Source organism: Paenibacillus sp. OK003 (genome assembly GCF_900109515.1).
Classification (GTDB): Bacteria; Bacillota; Bacilli; order Paenibacillales; family Paenibacillaceae; genus Paenibacillus; species Paenibacillus marchantiae.
In genome coordinates this window covers 245,180-264,137 of record NZ_FOBD01000009.1, presented here as the reverse complement: position 1 = coordinate 264,137, position 18,958 = coordinate 245,180, and the positions used below count along the sequence as shown (strand labels likewise).

At 38.4% G+C, this 18,958-nt stretch carries 22 protein-coding genes; 21 read left to right on the top strand and 1 reads right to left on the bottom strand.

Features of this window, described 5'->3' with window-relative positions; genetic code table 11:
- Nucleotides 1-242: 242 nt before the first annotated feature.
- The 5 genes from BMW94_RS30555 (at nucleotide 243) to BMW94_RS16465 (ending at nucleotide 7,311) form a co-directional block, all read left to right on the top strand.
- The gene (locus BMW94_RS30555; protein ID WP_091000068.1) at nucleotides 243-440 is read left to right on the top strand and encodes a hypothetical protein; all 198 of its coding nucleotides are present in this window, start codon (nucleotides 243-245) and stop codon (nucleotides 438-440) included.
- Between the two features lie 596 nt (nucleotides 441-1,036).
- Entirely contained in the window at nucleotides 1,037-2,821 is a 1,785-nt protein-coding gene (locus tag BMW94_RS16480) for a dsDNA nuclease domain-containing protein (RefSeq protein ID WP_091000066.1), read from the top strand.
- Between the two features lie 14 nt (nucleotides 2,822-2,835).
- Nucleotides 2,836-3,438 carry an ABC-three component system middle component 1 gene (locus BMW94_RS16475; protein WP_091000064.1) on the top strand — a complete coding sequence of 201 codons (603 nt, stop codon included), beginning with the start codon at nucleotides 2,836-2,838 and terminating at the stop codon, nucleotides 3,436-3,438.
- The gene (locus BMW94_RS16470) at nucleotides 3,435-6,398 is read left to right on the top strand and encodes an AAA family ATPase (protein ID WP_091000062.1); all 2,964 of its coding nucleotides are present in this window, start codon (nucleotides 3,435-3,437) and stop codon (nucleotides 6,396-6,398) included. Before BMW94_RS16475 ends, BMW94_RS16470 begins: the two co-directional genes overlap by 4 nt.
- Nucleotides 6,399-6,927: 529 nt before the next feature.
- Nucleotides 6,928-7,311, top strand: coding sequence for a hypothetical protein (locus tag BMW94_RS16465; RefSeq protein WP_091000056.1), 384 nt, complete (start codon nucleotides 6,928-6,930; stop codon nucleotides 7,309-7,311).
- A gap of 360 nt (nucleotides 7,312-7,671) precedes the next feature.
- On the opposite strand, the gene BMW94_RS16460 is transcribed toward BMW94_RS16465, so the two are convergent.
- On the bottom strand, nucleotides 7,672-8,085 hold the full coding sequence (locus tag BMW94_RS16460) for a helix-turn-helix domain-containing protein (protein ID WP_091000053.1): 414 nt from the start codon (nucleotides 8,083-8,085) through the stop codon (nucleotides 7,672-7,674).
- A 228-nt stretch (nucleotides 8,086-8,313) separates the two neighbouring features.
- Between BMW94_RS16460 and BMW94_RS16455 the strand changes: the two genes are divergently transcribed.
- The 16 genes from BMW94_RS16455 to BMW94_RS16375 all read left to right on the top strand — a co-directional run bounded on the left by BMW94_RS16455 (nucleotide 8,314) and on the right by BMW94_RS16375 (nucleotide 18,942).
- A complete protein-coding gene (locus tag BMW94_RS16455; protein ID WP_091000051.1) occupies nucleotides 8,314-8,529 on the top strand; it encodes a helix-turn-helix domain-containing protein in 216 nt (71 codons plus the stop codon).
- Nucleotides 8,522-8,794 carry a group-specific protein gene (locus BMW94_RS16450; protein WP_091000049.1) on the top strand — a complete coding sequence of 91 codons (273 nt, stop codon included), beginning with the start codon at nucleotides 8,522-8,524 and terminating at the stop codon, nucleotides 8,792-8,794. The genes BMW94_RS16455 and BMW94_RS16450 overlap by 8 nt, the downstream gene beginning before the upstream one ends.
- Before the next feature lie 37 nt (nucleotides 8,795-8,831).
- On the top strand, nucleotides 8,832-9,647 hold the full coding sequence (locus BMW94_RS16445; RefSeq protein WP_175480732.1) for a transcription termination/antitermination NusG family protein: 816 nt from the start codon (nucleotides 8,832-8,834) through the stop codon (nucleotides 9,645-9,647).
- A gap of 38 nt (nucleotides 9,648-9,685) precedes the next feature.
- A complete protein-coding gene (locus tag BMW94_RS16440; protein WP_175480731.1) occupies nucleotides 9,686-11,890 on the top strand; it encodes an SF1B family DNA helicase RecD2 in 2,205 nt (734 codons plus the stop codon).
- Between the two features lie 305 nt (nucleotides 11,891-12,195).
- The gene (locus BMW94_RS16430) at nucleotides 12,196-12,849 is read left to right on the top strand and encodes a hypothetical protein (RefSeq protein ID WP_139209358.1); all 654 of its coding nucleotides are present in this window, start codon (nucleotides 12,196-12,198) and stop codon (nucleotides 12,847-12,849) included.
- A 227-nt stretch (nucleotides 12,850-13,076) separates the two neighbouring features.
- Nucleotides 13,077-13,283, top strand: a complete 207-nt coding sequence (locus tag BMW94_RS16425) for a hypothetical protein (protein WP_091000039.1) — start codon at nucleotides 13,077-13,079, stop codon at nucleotides 13,281-13,283.
- 377 nt (nucleotides 13,284-13,660) lie between these two features.
- Entirely contained in the window at nucleotides 13,661-14,098 is a 438-nt protein-coding gene (locus BMW94_RS16420; protein WP_091000037.1) for a DUF2538 family protein, read from the top strand.
- A 132-nt stretch (nucleotides 14,099-14,230) separates the two neighbouring features.
- The gene (locus tag BMW94_RS30955) at nucleotides 14,231-14,404 is read left to right on the top strand and encodes a hypothetical protein (protein ID WP_254790259.1); all 174 of its coding nucleotides are present in this window, start codon (nucleotides 14,231-14,233) and stop codon (nucleotides 14,402-14,404) included.
- On the top strand, nucleotides 14,331-14,654 hold the full coding sequence (locus BMW94_RS16415; protein ID WP_368086915.1) for a DUF5348 domain-containing protein: 324 nt from the start codon (nucleotides 14,331-14,333) through the stop codon (nucleotides 14,652-14,654). The genes BMW94_RS30955 and BMW94_RS16415 overlap by 74 nt, the downstream gene beginning before the upstream one ends.
- A gap of 78 nt (nucleotides 14,655-14,732) precedes the next feature.
- Complete coding sequence (locus BMW94_RS16410; RefSeq protein ID WP_091000035.1) at nucleotides 14,733-15,038, top strand: hypothetical protein; 306 nt, start codon at nucleotides 14,733-14,735, stop codon at nucleotides 15,036-15,038.
- Nucleotides 15,039-15,392: 354 nt separating this feature from the next.
- A complete protein-coding gene (locus BMW94_RS16405; RefSeq protein WP_091000033.1) occupies nucleotides 15,393-15,704 on the top strand; it encodes a stage V sporulation protein S in 312 nt (103 codons plus the stop codon).
- 9 nt (nucleotides 15,705-15,713) lie between these two features.
- The gene (locus BMW94_RS16400) at nucleotides 15,714-16,220 is read left to right on the top strand and encodes a hypothetical protein (RefSeq protein ID WP_091000031.1); all 507 of its coding nucleotides are present in this window, start codon (nucleotides 15,714-15,716) and stop codon (nucleotides 16,218-16,220) included.
- Nucleotides 16,221-16,231: 11 nt separating this feature from the next.
- The gene (locus BMW94_RS16395; RefSeq protein WP_254790266.1) at nucleotides 16,232-16,759 is read left to right on the top strand and encodes an HD-GYP domain-containing protein; all 528 of its coding nucleotides are present in this window, start codon (nucleotides 16,232-16,234) and stop codon (nucleotides 16,757-16,759) included.
- Between the two features lie 26 nt (nucleotides 16,760-16,785).
- Entirely contained in the window at nucleotides 16,786-17,214 is a 429-nt protein-coding gene (locus BMW94_RS16390; protein ID WP_175480730.1) for a metal-dependent hydrolase, read from the top strand.
- A gap of 203 nt (nucleotides 17,215-17,417) precedes the next feature.
- A complete protein-coding gene (locus BMW94_RS16385; protein ID WP_139209356.1) occupies nucleotides 17,418-17,795 on the top strand; it encodes a hypothetical protein in 378 nt (125 codons plus the stop codon).
- Nucleotides 17,796-18,135: 340 nt separating this feature from the next.
- Nucleotides 18,136-18,942: a hypothetical protein gene (locus tag BMW94_RS16375; RefSeq protein ID WP_091000022.1), complete on the top strand. Its 807-nt coding sequence runs from the start codon at nucleotides 18,136-18,138 to the stop codon at nucleotides 18,940-18,942.
- The last annotated feature ends 16 nt before the right edge of the window (nucleotides 18,943-18,958 follow it).

The following is an 18,958-nucleotide window of genomic DNA, read 5'->3' as shown; positions in this document are numbered from 1 at the left end:
TTACACTTCGGCGTAATGGGGAACAGAATGGAATGAAAAATCCTGCAGTGATCATGGCAGTGGTATTATCCCCTCCAAGTGTCACTTGAACCTTCATGATAACATGAAGGTTTTTTCAAGTGTCTACTTGACAGGGGTAAGACCACAGACCCTCCCCCCCACAGTTTTTTTAGGAATCCGTAAAGAGACAATCTATAATTCCAAAAAAGACGAAGTGAAACGTCTGAGGTAGGGAGTACGAGGTGCTCATAACAACCAAGAAAATGATTAAACAACTGCATGAAAAGTTAGTTCATGCGGCAAAGGAGAACAACAAGCGCAAATGGCATGTCATGTATGATAAATTCTTCCGTGGGGTTGTGCTGTACGAGGAGTGTAAACGAGTGAAAGCGTATAGGGAAGCAGAAGTCGTGGATACAGTGACCGCTGACAGAGATTGAGGAACAAGGAGAACTAAACTTCCTCAAGGACTGCGAGCGAGCATTTAAAGAAAGGTAACCACCATTCTCAGCCTGTACGGTGGTACTATATCCCAACCGGCGAATATGCGGGTAAGAACATTCTAGGAACATGTAGCGTGGCTCGATCCAAAGATTCAGGGATGGAGAAACTATTACTATATAAACTACAGCCAGTAGAAGTTAGCTAAACTGGACTGGTAAATTTCTACAACGATTAACCCGGTGGTATAAACAAATAGACAACCCAGAAGCTGGATGCGATCACAGGTCGAGGTGAAGGATGTTGCCAGGCATTATGGATTAAAAACATCACTGTAATCTGCATGGCCATGAATGACGAACATCGAAAAGCCGTACGAGAGTTAAAACCTCAAGTACGATTTTATGAGGGGGGGCAGATTTCTCTGGCCTTTACTCTAGGATTAATCAATACTTAAATGTTAATAGAGTCCAATTACACTACCATTTCCTTTCTTTTTAGGTCAAATGAACTGGTTTTACGAAGGTTTTTAGAGAGGGGGCGTCGAATAATAATTACTTGTAATCTTTATTTCATGAAGATTGGGTGATAAGAGATGGAAGTTGAAGTTCAAGGTGAAGTTCAAATTGAAGAGTTGGAACAAGGTTTACTAGATAAAGTGAAAAAATACCACCTTCAAAATCATGAGGAAATATTATCTGAGGAGGATATGAGACAGGTTGTTAAATGCTTACTTCAGGGAAATCCTGATGATTTGGGTGGGCTTACTGCGTTAAGAGGTTTTGTATACCAATACTATGTCGCTATACACTATATGGTAGAAATGTTGTATGAGGAAAAAACGTGGTGGACTGAGGTGATTTTTGAATATTTAGATGATGTCGCTCTGCTAGGGAATGATAAGATTCGTTTCGTTCAAGTTAAAACAGTTCGTGAGGATGGACAAGATAGACATTTAATACCTAGTAAGTTATCTAAAAGAGAAAGTGGATTAGATAGTTGGCTTGATACGCTTTTTTTGAACCTGCCTGATTTTGAAAACAGACAGAAATTCATAAGTGGGCACGAATCTAATCTCAAAGAAATTTGTGTACAGTTTGAAATCGCTACAAATGCACCATATGATAACAAAAGTTTGAAATTATATGCAGAGAATACGTCTTATCATATGTTAGAAGGCACAATACCTAAAGATGAAAGTTTAAAAAGTAACTTGCTCAAAGTATATAAGAAAACAGTTAAAGAAGAAGGTAAGACTGTTAGGCATCAAGATATTTACTTTAATCATTCAGTCAAACAAGGTGCAGAGTGGTGTTTGGAACGTTTCCACTTAAAGCATCTTGGTTTTATGGATAATCTCAAGGATAAAATAGTAGGAAGGATTTCTGATTATTGTAAAATTGATCAAACATTCCACAACGAATCTATCGAACGTAAATTAAACTCAACAAAACTCTTTTTTGGTGATGGATTGCTTTATGATTATTTAGCAAGAAAAGTATTTAACAAATTATTATTGTGTATTATTCAAAGAACCCATAGAGATGACTTACCCAATAAACATCTTCTTGTTTTCAATAAGAATGAAGTGAAGAATTGGGTTATTGACTGGAAACAGAGTGCTTTATTAGAAATTCAAAAAGATATTGAACATGCTGTGCAACGAGAACAGTTCAGTAATTGCTTCCAAGAATTAAAAGAAGAGATTACTACTTCATGGAATACGGTAATTAGGGATGATCTTATGGGGGCGTTAACTTGGATATATGATGCTTTAGAAAGAGAAGCTTCGAACGGAAACCCATATGTGTATGAGCAATTTTTAAATAGATTATTTCACTTGAACAATTCTAATCTTCCATCCAAACGATCATTAAAAGATACAAATTACTTACAAGAATCCTTGAAATACATGATGGTTTGTTTGGCTTTTTACCCAGAACGAAATTTCCTCTTTAGTAATGCTCAACTTCTTTTTAAACAGGGGAAACAAGGAGAAGAGGCCTGGAATATTTTCACTTTATATTGTGCAAGGGGAAAAGAAACTTATACTCAAGCACTTAGAAGAATCATTGATCGTTCAAAAGATTGCTTATTTACACAAAGTCTGAAACATACATACTATTGTTTCGTGACTCATGAAGAAAAAAGCACTTCAGTTAGTGAAGGGAGTAACCCTTTTGCTACATTAATACCCATCACGCATAACCATGAAGATAGTGAAATAGATATAGTAAAACAATCAGAAAATATTAAGTTCAAGAAGGCGGAGATTCTTGACGATGTTGTTAATCTGCTTAATTCCTCCACTAATAAAGGTTCTTTTAAAGATAAGAAATATAGAGAAGCTTGGCATGAATTACTTAATCAAAATAGGTAAAGGAGTTAGTCTTAATGAATCTCACTCAGATTAGGAGTAGGCTTGAATTAAATTTATTCAAGAATAAAGATTTGGAATTTCCTGTACAAAACCATGAATTACTAGATATGCATCTCGAAGCTGGATTAGAACTTTGGTTCACTAAGGATCGTATATGTGTTTTGAAAATATATACTAGTAATCATCAGTTTCTATTCAACTGGCGTGAAGATCAAGTTATTATTTCTCATTTATTAGATGAGTTACCCTTTAATTACAAGAATAATTTGTACTTTATTCTTTTTTTAGATATTGACTCTAAAATAATGTTTACTGATATTCCTTTGGAAATAAATAGAGTGGAAAAAAACTCGAAAGTTTGTCGTAAGTACGTATTGCACTGTGAGGAAGATTTGCAAAGAGTCCCTTTCCTACAACAAAAACAAATCAATTTGAAAAGAGAAAAGGACTACGAATTAAAGTTTAAAAATGAACTACTGAGCAATATTTCATTAGATCCGAAAATTCTTCGTATAGTAGAGGGATATTTCGAAATAGGAAAGTTAAAGAAAGAAAATAAAAAAGTTGATAATAAAGACTATATTCTGAAATTTTTGAAAGGTGATGCGCTAGCATGAAAATATCACGTCTTATCATCAATAATTTTAGAGTTTTTTCTGGCCGGTACTCATTTGATTTCTCAGATAAGCAGCTTATTTTAATTGGAGGACAGAATGGGCATGGCAAGAGTTCACTATTTGATGCAATACAATGGTGTCTGACTGGAGAAATTAGAAGATATCGTGGGACAAATGAATATCAGACTTTTAATTATATTATTAATGAGAATGTGCTTACTAGTGAGGAAGCTGAGGTTGAGGCCTTTGTTGAGGTGTGGCTACAAACTGATACATACGTACACAGAATAAAAAGGACTTTAAAAAAGGAGTTCAATTCTCAGACTACTGAACTCATGATAGATGGTGAGAATGATGGAGTAAGGAATGGGACAACAAAGATATGTGAGATTTTGTTCCTAGATAATGACGGTGATGAGCCGGCAAAACTAGAGCGAACTAAGAATTTGTCAAGCTACTTCTCTACTACTCAACTCCTATCACAAGACCAGTTACATGAATTTATTCTCGCCAGTAACCCAAAAAAACGTTTTAATTTGATGGAAAAGGTCTTAGGCCTTGATGAATATGGTATTGAATTCGAAAAGTATTTAAAAGAATCGATTCAAGTAGTTAAGCAGGAGAGGGAGCGTATAAGGGAACCTTTACAGAAGTTAAAGGAATCTTGGGTAGAGGCATCAACTAAACTCAAAGAGAAGGAGGCTTTGTTGAATAAATTAGGTGGACTTACAGAAGAAGATATTTTAAGCCAAATTATTAGCTTAAGATATCAGATGAATTCAGATTATATTTCTGAATCATTTAGTAATCCAATACAGATTAATGATCAATTGTTAGTTGAATATCGTGATATAAGAAAAAAAATAATCAAACGGGAGGATAAACTACAAAATATTCTAGTGATACTCCAAGAATCAAGACCATATTTTGATTTGACTGAAGAAAAGTATCTTTCTGAACAACAAAGATTAAACATTGATCTTAAATCAATACAAATTAGAAAGATTCGAAGAGAAAGCGGAATTCTCAGAATTGAGCGTAGAAAGTCTGAAATGGAGTTGCTATTAGAGAAGCGTACAGAATATATTCAAAAGCTAAGGGAAAGGAAGGAATTAAGTAACAAGATCGCTGTAGTCGAAAATCAAGTGTACGTTATATTAAATAGTGCACAGACCATTAAAGTGAAAGAACAACATGGAAGTGTAGATCATTTCTTGAAGGTATACAGCAAAACACAAAATGATTTTTCTAAAATTACTACAAAAATCGAAATTTTCAAAGCTACAAAAGATGCTCAACTCATTTCTAAACAAATGATTGAAATGTCTGAAGGTTTGCAAACTCTTGAAAACAAAAAAAAATTATTAACCTTTGATAGAGATAAAGTCATCCTTGACCTTGCTAGTGTTAACGGGCAGGTATTATCAAGTAAAGATAATACGATTAATCAAATGATTCATGATGTTCAAACGTTCTTGTTAGGTCAGCTTGAAGAGTCCTGTCCTGTATGTGGAACTGAGTTTCAGAATTCTTACATTCTTCATGAGGCGGTCCATCTAACTTTAGAAAATGCTCAGCGACATTTATCAACTTTAGAACAAGAGGGCATTAAGTTAACAGGAGTTAAGAATGCTATTGATAGGGAAATTGAGAATGTTGAAAGAGATATAGTCACATATAATACTCAACTACAAGAGATAAAGAGGGTATATGATGAAAATCAATTAAAGATAGAAAAACAAAAATTATCAATAGAATTTTGGGAATCTGATACATCGTCTGAAGAACTAAATGAAACAAAAGAAAAGATGAATCTGTTTCTTGAGGAGTATCTAATCACTTATAATTTGTTGTTGTCTCTTGACGAATTGCAAAGTGAGTTGGGTAAGTTGAGAAATGAGAGGGAAATTATTATAAATTGGATCACAGATAGCAAAAATATTAATAAAACTAGAGCAAACTATCTTCAAGGGCCTGAAGAAAAGATTATATACAAAATTAGGAAATATAATCAATACATCCTGATGGCAAATAATCAAATAGAAAAAAATATTCAAGAAATTAAAGAAATTAAAGGGTGTATAGTTACATTAAACCACAGTTGGAATGAACAAGAGGATAAAGCTAACGAGATTAAAGTTCTGATTCCTGAATTTGATAGATTGAAACCAAATTTCGACTACTGGGTTAAAACTTTTTTTGATCAAAAAATCGATTTAGCTAGAATTAATAGCGCATTTGGACAAATTCTCGAGAAGGTTGAAGCTTATTTGTCTATGGGAGAGGTTGCGAATATAAAGCTAGAGGAGCAGAGATTAAAAGGTCTTATTGAAATGACGACTAGAGAGCTGAAACACTTTGAGACACTTGAGTCGGAAATTAACTTACTAAGAGTGCAGCACGAAACAATACGCAGTGATTTAATGACAGACTACCTAGTTGAGCACAGTGAGGCAATAGATCAAATGTTTCTCCAAATAAGTCCACACGCAATTTTTAAACATGTACATTTAGTACCAAAAGAAGGGCATCTATATGTCTTGATGAGTGAGCAAAATGGAGAAGAGTTGAACTGGACTTCTTTATCTAAAGATCAGTTAGCTACTAAGTTCAATGCGAGTCTAACCTTTAGTTCTGCTCAGGCAAATGTGTTAGCAGTATGTATATTCTTATCCCTGGCTCTGTCTCAGCGATGGACTCAATTGGAGTTAATTGGTATAGATGATCCTTTTCAAAATATGGATGATATAAATGTATTTTCCTTCATTGATGTTATTAGTCAAACACTAACTCAAAAGCAAGTAATGATAAGTAGCCATAATCATGATTTAGTTAACCTTATTAAAAATAAGTCTGGATTAGAGATAGAGAAAATTGGCCTTATTCATTTTAAATCTTACAGTAAAAATAAAATTGATATTGATACTAATTGTAATGTTTTGGATGGCAGTTATACTTGATATAGCTCACATTAAGAGTGAAGGGTATAATTTGTTTGAAGTTGTTTAGGTCTGTACTCTCAAAAGTAATTTAGAGTTATTATCAAAAGAACCTTCCTGGTCTCTTTAAAATGGTGAGGACTGATGCCATAATATGAGACTAATTTAAAACACCTTCAAGAGGATGCTGCCATGTTGTAAGGTATGCAGACAACCTTGGAGGTGTTTTTACATTGGTAACAAGAGTAAGCTATCGAGCCAGAAGTAAAGACGAAAGCCATTGAAATAAGATTGCCTGGTGTTCCTGTGAAAGATTTTAAAGAGCAATTGAACAAAAGACGCAAGTGAAAAGCTAGATGAGATGGCATCATAACAGTCAACAGAACCGATTGGAGCAGCCAGTAGGTATACCATAAAGCTAGGGTAAAGCGCTTGAATATAGTTCAAAACTAGAGAAAGTGAAGGTGGAGAGCCCCCGTTTAGAACATAAAATTGACGAAGCATAAAGATTTTTATAAGTCAGTGGAAATTACAAAGGGAGACTATTTTATTGACATCGGTAGTATGGACTGCAATTGTTGTAGCATTAATTGCCTTATGTGGGACAATATACTTAGCACATCTAACAAAAAGTGTTAATAAAACGTTAAATGTCTCAGTGGAAAATGCAAAGAAGGTTGATGAGATTTCTCTCAAATTAGGTGTTATGTCTGCAGAGACCCAAGGTAAGCAAATGTTATCAGAAACAGTTAGTTTTCAAAGGGTACAATGGATAAATAATATTAGGGATTTATTCAGCCGGTTCAGTAAATTGACATTTATCATTGGTGATAAAAGAGTGCATGATATAATCAAGTCAGAAAAGATCAAATCGAAATTTCAAGTTTATCTCTACGCCACTGGGAAAAGGCTTGCGTATGAGTTTCTAAATTAATTTATGAACAGAAGCATAGACGAAGATTGTTAGAAACCTTTGGCGATGGAACTCGTGGTACTCACATTTAATTTTTTGGGCTATAACATAGCCAGCAGAGAGGCTCGTATAGTTTCTCAAAGTGATGTGAGGCAAACAAAAAAACGAGCCCTACTGAATTACTCCAAGGCTCGTCATGTTAAAAATTGTTCTCATAAAAAGGTTGTTCTTGGTAATCTTTTATAGAAATCTTAAATTATATTCTACCTCATAATCTATACATCAGTGATGCAAATGCAAATTTGCTCGCAATACTCTACTCCCTCTAATGAAGTCTATGAATAAAGGGAGTAGAGTATTGCGTTTATACCTTCGATATCGTTACTCCTTCTTCTTTTTATCTTGTTCTAACTTCTCTTCCCAAAACAAACCCGACAGTATATCTATAACACGTTGGCGTTTCTCACCCTCAATAGGAACCCCATCAAATAAAACAGGCTGCTCATCCTCAAGTATTTTTCTGAAATCAGCTATATCTTCTTTGGTTGCCCATTCAGGGAAAGATTCATTTCGCATGTTATTGTTCTTATCATCATTTTGACGACCTAACAAATAATCTACACTCACATTGAAGTAGCCAGCTAGTTTAGAAGCGACATCAGAGGTCAATGTACGTTTTCCAGTTTCAAGATTATAAAAAAATTGAGGAGAAATTCTCAAAAACTGAGCTACTTCAACTCCGCTCTTATGTTGAGACTTTCTGATCTCTCTTATCCTATTAGGATAACTCGACATAATGAATAAACGCTCCTTTAAACTAATTGATTAATTAATCATATCAACAAATAGAATAAGCATCAAACATCAAATGGATTAATTGCGAGCAAATGAGCGAAAAAAGAAGTAAATTAATTAAACTATATGGTTAATATGGTGATTTCAGCTGGATTTGAATCCATTTGATTAATTGTTGGTTTGATAAAATTAATCAAATGGATTAATATTTTATCAGAGGTGAGATTTATGAATATTTCTGAACAGATCAAACCACTTATTAATGAGAGGGGGATGAATCCATCAGAATTAGCTAATTTAGTCGGGTGTTCTCCTCAATATATGCATAATTTGCTCAAAGGAAGTCGTCGCTGGAATGAAACAACTTTATCGAAAACTTGCAGGGCATTAAACATAGAAATCAAGCTAATGCCTAAAAAAAGTGATGAGGTGGGAAATGAGTAATCTTATATCCATCAACCTTGATGAAGATGAAGTGAAAAAAATCTGCTATGAAAAAATTACTGAATTAGTAAAAGAAGTCGATAACGAATTAATATTTTGGGATTCAAAACAACTAATGCGTCGTACTTGCCTAAGTTGGAACAGCATTCAAGCGTTGTTCTTTTTTGATTCCAGGTTTCCTAAACACAAAGTAGGTGGTAAATGGTTGTTTCCAGCTAAGGAGACTCATGAATTCTTAGAACAATGGCTAAGAGAACAAAAATAAAATGATTGTCTATAAATTTTATTTGGGAGGTACTCTTATGGGAGCTGCATTTGCAATTCAAGTTATGACTGGCAAAGAAAATAATGTTAAAAAGCTGATGGAGTGGGCTTTCTCCAAGTGTGAAAATGCACAGAAATGGGTCAAAGCCATACATAATGTCACTGAGTCTACGGTTCGTGTTTTAAGTGAAGGTGGACTTGGGAAAGTCAGAGAACGTGCAATCATGCCTGGATACATCTTTTTGGAAATGAACTATGATGTGGATCAACATAACCAGTCAGCAGCTATTCCAGCAGATGTATGGCATCTCATCAAGAGTATACCCGGAGTATTAAAACAATTTACAAGTTCAGGGCAAGTTATCAGTGCCGATGAGTTTCAACAAATGCTTGGGCTGGAACCAGAAGAGCAAGTTGAAGTTATCGTTTCTACTGATGAATCATCTGTTGTAGAAACGGAAGCTACTCAGGTCAGTGAAGTAGAAGGCGTAGTGCAAAATGCGCTACATCAGGTGAATACAGCGAAGACCGTCGAAGAACGAGTAGAAGCAGAGAAAGTTCTGGAGTCAGCCGAGAAAGAGCTGGAAGGCATGATTGAAAAATCATACGAAGAGCCTGTGGGCGCAACAGCTATAGAATTGAGACAAATTCAAAAATCAGCTACTGAATCATCTGAAAAAGGAATCATTGCATCGATTAAGGTTATGATAAAAAACGGCAAAGAAAGGATGTGTTTTCCAAAAACACTATTGGAAAAAATTATATCTTGTAACATTTCCGAATGCAAATCATCTCCTAACAACGTAATTAAATTACTCATGAAATATGTACGTCAGAAGATAGGCATAAGCTAATGGAGAATCATGCTTTAGAGTCAAGTACGGGGCATATCGTGTATTATCGCTATCCTCGTGATGGAAATCTGACGGAGGAAAATGATTTTGGTATTGCTCAGTGGTTGCCAGAAGACAGTAATGAGGCTTTTACAATAAAAGGTTCACTATTTGGTATGCACAAAAATGAGCGAATCAGAGTATATGGTACGTGGGAGACACACTCCAAACATGGCAAGCAATTTTTAGTCAGCCATTGGGAACGGCCATTACCTGAAACGAAAGATCAAATTGTATCGTTTCTCAGCTCTAAATTTGTAAAAGGCTGCGGGAAGAAAAAAGCTGAGCTGATTGTACAAAAGCTTGGTGAGCAGACATTGGAACGGATTATGAATGAGGGCGTTACCTGTTTGACAGGGATCAAAGGAATAGGCCCTAAAAATGCGGTTAAGATTGCAGATAGTATTAAGGGCAATTTTGAAATTCAGCAAATAATGATGGCCCTGCTCCCCTATGGCATTTCTGCCGATACTGTCACCAAAATGTATAAACAATGGGGGGCTGAGTGTGTAGATATTGTACGTCGTAATCCGTATAAAATCACCGAGATCCGTTTGATTGGATTTCTCAAAGCAGACGAGATTGCTATGGCCATTGGCGTCAGTCCAGATTCGCCATATCGTCTGAATGCGGCGTTACAATTTGTTCTTAATGATATGTGCTACGGTGGCGGCCATTGTTTTGTACGTAAAGATGAGTTGATGAATCGTACAAGAGAACTTTTGAACGGTGTTCCAGAGCAGGATATTTTGACTGAATTTCAATTGATGTCTGCTCATGAACAGATCATTTGGGAAGAAGACAACGTGTATCCGAAGCATCTGTTTGTCTATGAAAAGAAACTTGCTTATAAGCTGGCTTGCATGGCAAACCGGGGTGGCGGAGCTATGCCTTTTTTGGATCAGATGATTCGAGAATATCAGCTTCATCAGGGAATTGTACTTGCTGAGAAACAACGTGAAGCCATCAGAGAGCTTTTTAGACAGCAACTTGTCATTGTAACGGGCAATCCAGGCACAGGGAAGACGACTGTCGTTAAGGCTATGATAGATGTCTACCGCAGGCACTATCCTGATTCGGCAATTGGGTTATGTGCGCCTACAGGACGTGCAGCTCGCAAGCTGGGGGAATTGACGGGAATGGACTCCTCAACCATTCATATGATGCTTGGATTTCGTCCTGGGGCTGAGCCTGAGTACGGTGATGAGATGCCATTGCCATTTGACTTAATATTTACGGATGAAGTGTCTATGAAGGATCTGCAGCTTGCGTATCACTTGTTTCAAGCCATCGGACCAAACACGAAAGTGGTACTCATTGGAGATAGCGATCAGCTTCCGTCTGTAGGACCCGGAAATGTACTGCATGATATGATTTCTGCTGGCATCCCGCATATTCGGCTAACAGAAATATTCCGTCAGGCGCGGGAAAGCCAAATTATCATGAATGCCCATCGAATTAATCGTGGTGATCAGATCGTTATGGATAAGAGTAAAGATGATTTCTTCTTCATTGAACAATCTGATCCGAAACGAATTGCCCATCTCGTTGTGCTCAGTGTACTTCGTTTTATGGATAAGGGGTACAAGCTGGAGGACATTCTTGTGCTGTCTCCCATGAAAAAAGGCATTATAGGAACAGAAGAGTTAAACAATGCGTTACAAGCAACCGTAAATCCTCCAGCAGAGGATAAAGCTGAATTGACAGCCGTGGGACGTGTTTATCGTCAAGGAGATAAAGTAATTCAAGTTCGAAATGATTATAAGAAGAAGGTGTTGAATGGGGATATTGGTGTTGTCGTGGGCACTGCTTTTGTGGAAGATGAAGAGGGTGAGGAGACGGATGAAATCGGACTTGCTTGCCAGTTTCAAGGCAAAACCATTGTCTATAGCCGGCACGAACTCAAGGACCTGCTTCTGGCTTATGCCATAACGATTCACAAGGCTCAAGGTGGACAAGCTCCTGTGGTCATTATGCCTGTTTCAATCAGTCATTACATGATGCTGGCTCGGAATTTAATTTATACAGGACTGACGAGAGCAGAGAGGGTCTGTGCCATGATTGGAACCCGAAAGGCACTTCATATGGCCATAAGTAATAATAAGCTAGTACAACGGAATACGGGACTAAAGGAACGAATCGAACATAATTTACGTGTCTATCAACCTGATCAAGGAGTGAAGAAACATGTTAACTTATCCTAGACCGCCGTTTCTTCCTACACAACGAACACCTATGAGACAAGAGGTGTCATTTTACGTTGTGACGCTAAAAATTCAACGGACTCAGACTGTGTATTACCTCGTTGATACGCAACTTAATATATCACGTTCCAAACTTGATGCAATGATTTTTGCTGAGTATAGCTTAGCGCATTCATTTGCTAATAAGGTTGAAGCGAGGTATAGGACCTTCTTTTACAATTCAGAAACATCTAGACATACGGAAACCGTTCATCATTTTAATATGCTTTAGGGATCAGAGCGAGGTTTAAACTATGGAGAAGGTTATGAAATTAAAGCAGACTATTCAAAAGGCCGAATTAGAAGCCAAAAGACGGTTAGAAATTGATCTGAGCGCTGTAAATATGGAAGAAGCAAAAGCCAATGATCAAGGATTCATGATTGTCCGAAAAAAACAGAAGCCTGCAAACCAGACTAGGTTTTCTCAAACCATTGATATGAACATATCGTACTTGTGTCAGGCACAGTATTTAACCAGTGCTGAGTTTAGTTTCATCTTCACACTTGCTCCTATGCTGAAGATAGGTGTAAATGCGATTGTAGACCCTCAAACTGGGCAATATTGCTCGGTATCAGAAATCGCCACATTCTTGAAACGCAGTCGGCAAAAAACAAGTGAAATGATCTCTGCATTAATTGAAAAAGGGATTATGTACGAGTTTGCGAACACGCATGAACTGAAAATCCACGGTCGCCATGTTACTCGGCGGCCGTTTTTCTTGAACCCTGAAATCCTTTGTTGTGGAGACAAAAATAAGTTAGAGAGCGGGATCACCCAGCTTATGATCCACTTCAATATTTTGGAGAGGGCCGGAATCAAGCTGCCAATCAAAGCAGTTGTTGAACCTCATAGTAAGTATGGGAAATTGGTTAGGCGAAAGACGTATTTGGAATTGCAAAAGAAGTGGAATAAAAAATAAAACGGTTGTAGAATTCCTTGGTGTCGTGTGAGCAGGGGGTGTCACCAAAAAGGGACACCTGTGTCACGAAAAGGTGACACCCAAAAACGGCTAAAAAACGTTATGGCTCAAGGATTTATGGCGTTTTTCTCGGTGGTCGTTCTTCTTAATCTATATAAATTACGAAGACGGTGATGTGCTAATCATTTGTCTGCTTCGAATACTGAGTAGAAACAGAGGGGATCAACATGGAGATGACCAAAAATGTACGCATCTATTTCAGATTTGGTGAACCCGATATGGATGAAGAGGATACGCACGAAGTTGATTTACAGATTTCTTGGAATGACTCGAAAGCGACTGGACAATCTGCATTGTCATTAGATACTGCTATACAGAACTGGGTCCAACAGAATGTGAGCTATCATTGGGAAGAGGTTCAAGAGGAAGAGTGAGTAACAGGCTTTTAGGGTGTGCGCGTGCGCAAGTTATTCTGTTAGGAAGCGCCGGAAGTGGATGTTGTTACTACTGGTGAATGGGGGCTGAAGGAATTGGGGAGAGAGGTCAGAGACTGGAGTGGAACGTAGGCCAGAGGGAACAGGTAATACATGAAGCAGTCCATCCCCAGTCCTGTCAGCCCTTTTACTCGGCGTAAGTCAGAATCTAACGTTCATTTGAATTGCCTATAGTTGTGCAAGAAAGGGTTAAGGTATTAGCGGTGCAAGAACGATAAATATTTGAATTCTGAAAGCCTCTGCCTAGATTAATCAGGTAGGGGATTTCGCTTTCTAAAGGATGAGGAAGGAAAAATGAATGAAGGGGGAGCGTTGAAATGCATTTTGTAAATACTGAGCATCAAACAAACTTTGAAAAACTTGTAGAAAAATTTAATTTGGCAAAGAGTAGTCCTGAATATCAGGCTGTGTGCTATATTGCTGCTCATCCTGAGATATTTAAGTGCTCCAAGCTGGAGTTACAGCAGGATAGTCCTTTTGATTGGTATTACGAATATCTGGACGATCCTGATACATTTCAGAAGCGCTGTGATCAAGGGAAGACCACAGGCAGTATTCATTCATTAAATGAACCTATGGTAGCGTTGATTGAACTAGCGCTAAGTCTGTGGACTGGGCGTGGGTTTGATCTTTCCCATGGCATTGATGTGTGGGATGAGGAACTATATGAAGTAGCGGTACAGGCCATTCAGTTACGACGAAAAAGTTCAAAGGTACAGTATTCGGATCAGCAAGAGCAACTGAGATTGATATGACATCAAAGAGAATACAGTCATGGCAAGACAGTAACGAAGCTTGATGAGGCGGTATCCTCATCTTCCAGCCCAATTTACGGATGATGAACTTACAATGAAGGTGTTTCGAATAATGGAAAAGGAGTGGTTTACATGAAAGAGCAGATTGAAAAGGAACTTAAAGCACTGCTTCCTCGTATTCAGCAAGTCGTAAGTATGGTTCAGGAGTCTGAGGAGAACTGGACAGCAGATTATGACCAGAACGACCCTGATGATCAGTATGTTCGTCATATGTTCTATCAGACTGCTAATTTGCAATTTGCTTGATGATGCCGGAAGGCTGCTCAAAAAAGTATTTAAAGAGCCTATAATCGTAGGGCAACTTTCAAAAGGAGAAAATGGGCGTTATTCATTAGGAGGAATTGAGTTTACGTCTGGATCAGGAATAGAATTTTTGAACGATCAGTGTGTGCTTCCTCGTTGGGTAGCCAGTCGCTTTGAACATAATGGTGATGATTATTACATTGTCAATTACCCTGAACTTACGCTAAATGGATTGCTTGTACGAGTAAAGTAGGTCAGCGAATAGTTGTTTGCGAACAGGAGGACTCAAATAGTGTAACAGAAAAATCAAATGTAAGGGAGAGTGAATGGATTGAACAAGGCATTTTTGTGGTCTGATGAATATGAGAATGTTTATGGGAGACATGATGACTTTAACAGTGAAGACGAATTTGTTATCGCTGCGATCAAAGAATACGGTGAACTCACAGATGAAAAATGTGAGTTAGCTGATGTAAAAGTGAAGACGTGTCTGCACTCCAATATCGCTATCGAAGCAGATGTGCTAATACCGACTACACTGGTGAATGTAAACACTATGAATTGGTACACAGCAAAAGTTAAAGTAATTCAGACTCCGCATACATGTGGCCAACAAACCACCTGGTTAATATTTTGAATTATGAAAAAGAACAAATGTTCTTGTCATGTATTGCTTCATGGTGTATACTAAAAACAAGTACAGACGAGCAACACTGACTCCTGAAAAGGGGTTATTTTTATTTTTTAGAGTATTCTCATACTCGTGCGTTATTAGTATTTAAAAGTCGATTTTGTGTGGACAATGAATAAAGGATTTACTCTTTTTGTTGATTTGTTTCAAATTCCATATATTTTTTCCCGAAGCCTCCGCCTAGATATCTTATTCTAGGTAGGGGCTTTTCTCTTTTAAAAAGTGAGGGCTTTAGGAGCCGCGGGGAAGATCTCGTCGTAGTCTCATAGTCCAAACTATTTGAATTGAGGAGGAACGTATATGTCGATTGTTCATGTATCCCAAGGAAAGAAAGTAGTTTCCGAGAGCAAGATTTTGAAGGTGTCTGCAAAATCAAAAGTTAGTTTTTTGGCAGGGGCCATTGCTTCCAGTGTGAATACTAAAGACCGTACGGTTGAAATGCATGTAATTGGAGCAGGAGCTGTTAATCAAGCTGTGAAAGCTATCGCTGTAGCTCGAGGTTTAGTTGCTCCAAACGGGCAGAGCTTGATTTGTGCACCAAGTTTTTTCGATATTGTGATTGATGGACAGGAACGTACTGCAATGAAGTTGATTGTCGAATCTGTCGGTTAGGGATATTTCATGTCAGAGGTGATTGAGCCGAAGATTGAAGAACTGTTGCAAGCCTATATTCAAGTGGATGAGCAAGAGCAGGAAACACGGTTCATTAAAGGTCAGCTTTTGGATGCTATGCTGACCGCAGGAGCCAAACAAAAGTTCCTATCGTCACAAATCGGTGTGAGTCCTGCTCAGATCAGGGAACTGGTTCATGTGTATCGCACGTTTCCTACGGCAACGTCACGTATTCCTTCTCTAAGCTGGTATCACCACCGTGTAGCCAGTCATTCAAGCTCACCGTCTGAGACGTTAATTAAAGCTAGTGATGAGGCCATGAGTACACGAGAACTGAGGAAGCTCATTTTGGAGCAGGAGGGAGCGAAGCAACTTGTCAAACACGAGGATCAGGAGGAACGGAAAAAGGCAGAACGGGTTTTGTCATCGGTACAAAAAGTTTTGGATTCCGGCGGTGAGACCGCCAAGTGGATTCAGGATGAATTAAAACGGATTTTGAAGGAGGTTGACATGTGATTTTGAAAAACGTGCTGGATATGTTAGACCCGGAACATGCTAAACGTGTGAGCTTGCTTTCGATGGATCTCGCACGTGCTTTGAATCTCAGTGATCAAGATGTTGCACGGATCGGTTACGGAGCAAATTATCATGATATTGGGAAGATTTCGATACCAGCATCCATTTTGGAGTCGGAAAGACAGCTCACTGAAGAGGAATTTGACATCATGAAGCGGCACGTTCAATATGGTCTATCTATTCTTTCTGTTCAAACCAGTAAAGACATGGATGCAGCGAAGGTTATTGTAGGAACTCATCATGAGCGCTGGGATGGAACTGGTTATCCGAATCGTTTGATCGGGGAGGAAATTCCGTTCTATGGCCGGATTGTGAGTATATGCGATACCTTCGATGCGCTGACTTCGGAAAGGTCATACAAGTCAGCTTGGCCTATAGGTGAGGCTTTAGCATATATTAACAACCAAAAGGGGAAGGCGTTTGATCCTTACATGACCGAAGTGTTTTTGCAAATGATGCAAGAAGGTGCTTTAGTATGAATGGCGTTTCACATCTTATAGGAGGTATGAGTGCTGCCGTTGTACTTGGTGTCCATTCTCCGACTCAGCTTGCAATGGTTGCGGTTTCTGCCTTACTGCCAGATATAGACCGCCCCAATAGTCTATTAGGAAGGTTTGTTCCTGTGCTGCCAAGTCTCTTAGAAAAGATACCTGGAAAGAGGACTGTGACTCATTCGCTTATTATGGGACTCGGATTGTGGCTGCTGCTTAAAGGAACTTTCCCCGAACTGGCGATAGCTTTTATGATCGGTTACGTTTCTCATCTAATCCTTGATTTATTTACAGGATACATCGCTTTCCTCTGGCCCATTCCATGGAAAGTAGGTGTACCCTTATTTGGTATTCCACCTGTGTTTGTTGAAACGGCTGCCGTTGCTCTCTGGGGAGTCTGGATATTGCTGGACGGTTATACGTATTTTCTAAATCTTTTTTGAATGTACATTGCCTCTGCCGGAATAGGTAGGGGCTTTTTGCATTTTTATGAGGAACAAAAGAAAGGAGGGGTGTAGGAATGTTTGCTGGACGGATAAGTGAAAAACATCGAATCGCATGGTCAGTTAGTATTTTTCGGAAAGACAAAAGAACTGGATTTCTTAAATGAGGAGGACCAACATTGCTCAAAACGAGGAAGGTTTTTGTGATGATTATGGTTTGCGTGTTGGGTTTGCTCAGTGTAACGCAGGCTGGGAGTGTTGCTCATGCTCAGACGATTAAGGAAAAGATTAAGGCAAGTCAGGGAAGTGGCGGGAGTGCTACAACTGAACTGGAAAAGAAGGTCGATGATTCAACAACAGCCGGGGTCGATATGGCTCGGCGTATTTTTGTAACGATCACAATCGTTTTTGGTTTATGGCTGGCTATTTGTTACTTGAGAGCAGGTTTTTCGCCAGAAACCTTACGGGAGACCAAGGGGAGGATTATGTTTTTCGTTCTATTTTTGATTTTGTCATTCTGGACGGAATCCATTCTCGGCATGATCTTTAAATTCCTTGGGATTGATCTCAGTAAATTGTAATGAGGTGAGGACATGTGGGGGCAATATCATCCGATACCGTACAAAAGCAGAATCAAAGAAAAGTTTATTACGCTGTTTGGCATAGGGCTAAGTTTTAGCCAAGCAGTTTGGTGGAGCGTAGGAGGGTACTTTTCGGTGCAGATGTCCAAAGTTATTCCCCGCATTGGAACCGATTGGTTGTATTCAAGGATACACTACGCTATCCCCTTCTTGATCTGCATGTACCTTTGTTATGCAAAACATACCGGGACGAATCTCCCGGTATGGAAATATTATTTTTTCACGATACGATTACATCTGCGACAAAGAACATTTTTATACAAGAAAGGTGGCTCGTAAAATGGCAGGTTTATTTGTTGTGGTGCTGGCGATAGTGGCAATCTACTGGTTCTGGATTCGAAGCAAAAAGACGGTTAATCGTTCGTTGACTGTACAAGAGATGATTGGAGCAGCATCCAACGTGGAATGGGAAGGGCTTGCCCAGAATCAAAACCAATACCGTTTAGTGGTTGAAGTGGAGCCGATTAATTTGGATCATGCATCTGTAGAGGAGAATAAAACGGTATGGATCAATTTTCTTAGCCTAATCAATACGATTTCACTGCCGTATAAATTGATTTCTCAATCTCAGCTATTTGAAATGAAAGATTACATGGATGACTATAAGCAATCTATTCAGGAACTACCTGAAGAGTATTCGTTATTAAAAAAATCGGGTGAGATGGTTAGTGAATATTTAATGGATAGTATGAATCAGCAATCCATTCGAAATCATCATGGATACATTATTCTTGAATACAATCCGATGATATCAGGTGCAAGTATTCAGGTTGGCTCAAGTAAACTAAATGGATTATTGGACAAAGCTGCGCCACGAAAAGAGCGTTTGTCAACGGAAGAACGTTCGGATTTAGCCATGCAGATGCTTGAAGAAGCGGAAGGCATGTTGTACGGATTTTGTGAGCAGGTTGGCATGAGGTATCAGCGGTTGGACAAGGCTGGTGTGTGGAATTATACCTATCAAACCTTACAACGTGAGTTGGCTCCACAAGCACGTATGATTGATGCGCTGCACATGGATAGCTTTAATCGTATGAAGCATTCGCTGACTTTGAATGAAATCCAGTCAGAGAGCAATTTAGTATAAGGTAGAAGGTGAACTT

Excerpts from the sequence above, each read along its gene's own strand:
- BMW94_RS16480 (WP_091000066.1), top strand. The coding sequence starts at position 1,037 with ATGGAAGTTGAAGTTCAAGGTGAAGTTCAAATTGAAGAGTTGGAACAA.
- BMW94_RS16475 (WP_091000064.1), top strand. The coding sequence starts at position 2,836 with ATGAATCTCACTCAGATTAGGAGTAGGCTTGAATTAAATTTATTCAAG.
- BMW94_RS16470 (WP_091000062.1), top strand. The coding sequence starts at position 3,435 with ATGAAAATATCACGTCTTATCATCAATAATTTTAGAGTTTTTTCTGGC.
- BMW94_RS16460 (WP_091000053.1), bottom strand. The coding sequence starts at position 8,085 with ATGTCGAGTTATCCTAATAGGATAAGAGAGATCAGAAAGTCTCAACAT.
- BMW94_RS16455 (WP_091000051.1), top strand. The coding sequence starts at position 8,314 with ATGAATATTTCTGAACAGATCAAACCACTTATTAATGAGAGGGGGATG.
- BMW94_RS16450 (WP_091000049.1), top strand. The coding sequence starts at position 8,522 with ATGAGTAATCTTATATCCATCAACCTTGATGAAGATGAAGTGAAAAAA.
- BMW94_RS16445 (WP_175480732.1), top strand. The coding sequence starts at position 8,832 with ATGGGAGCTGCATTTGCAATTCAAGTTATGACTGGCAAAGAAAATAAT.
- BMW94_RS16430 (WP_139209358.1), top strand. The coding sequence starts at position 12,196 with ATGAAATTAAAGCAGACTATTCAAAAGGCCGAATTAGAAGCCAAAAGA.
- BMW94_RS16425 (WP_091000039.1), top strand. The coding sequence starts at position 13,077 with ATGGAGATGACCAAAAATGTACGCATCTATTTCAGATTTGGTGAACCC.
- BMW94_RS16420 (WP_091000037.1), top strand. The coding sequence starts at position 13,661 with ATGCATTTTGTAAATACTGAGCATCAAACAAACTTTGAAAAACTTGTA.
- BMW94_RS30955 (WP_254790259.1), top strand. The coding sequence starts at position 14,231 with ATGAAAGAGCAGATTGAAAAGGAACTTAAAGCACTGCTTCCTCGTATT.
- BMW94_RS16415 (WP_368086915.1), top strand. The coding sequence starts at position 14,331 with ATGACCAGAACGACCCTGATGATCAGTATGTTCGTCATATGTTCTATC.
- BMW94_RS16405 (WP_091000033.1), top strand. The coding sequence starts at position 15,393 with ATGTCGATTGTTCATGTATCCCAAGGAAAGAAAGTAGTTTCCGAGAGC.
- BMW94_RS16400 (WP_091000031.1), top strand. The coding sequence starts at position 15,714 with ATGTCAGAGGTGATTGAGCCGAAGATTGAAGAACTGTTGCAAGCCTAT.
- BMW94_RS16390 (WP_175480730.1), top strand. The coding sequence starts at position 16,786 with ATGAGTGCTGCCGTTGTACTTGGTGTCCATTCTCCGACTCAGCTTGCA.
- BMW94_RS16375 (WP_091000022.1), top strand. The coding sequence starts at position 18,136 with ATGGCAGGTTTATTTGTTGTGGTGCTGGCGATAGTGGCAATCTACTGG.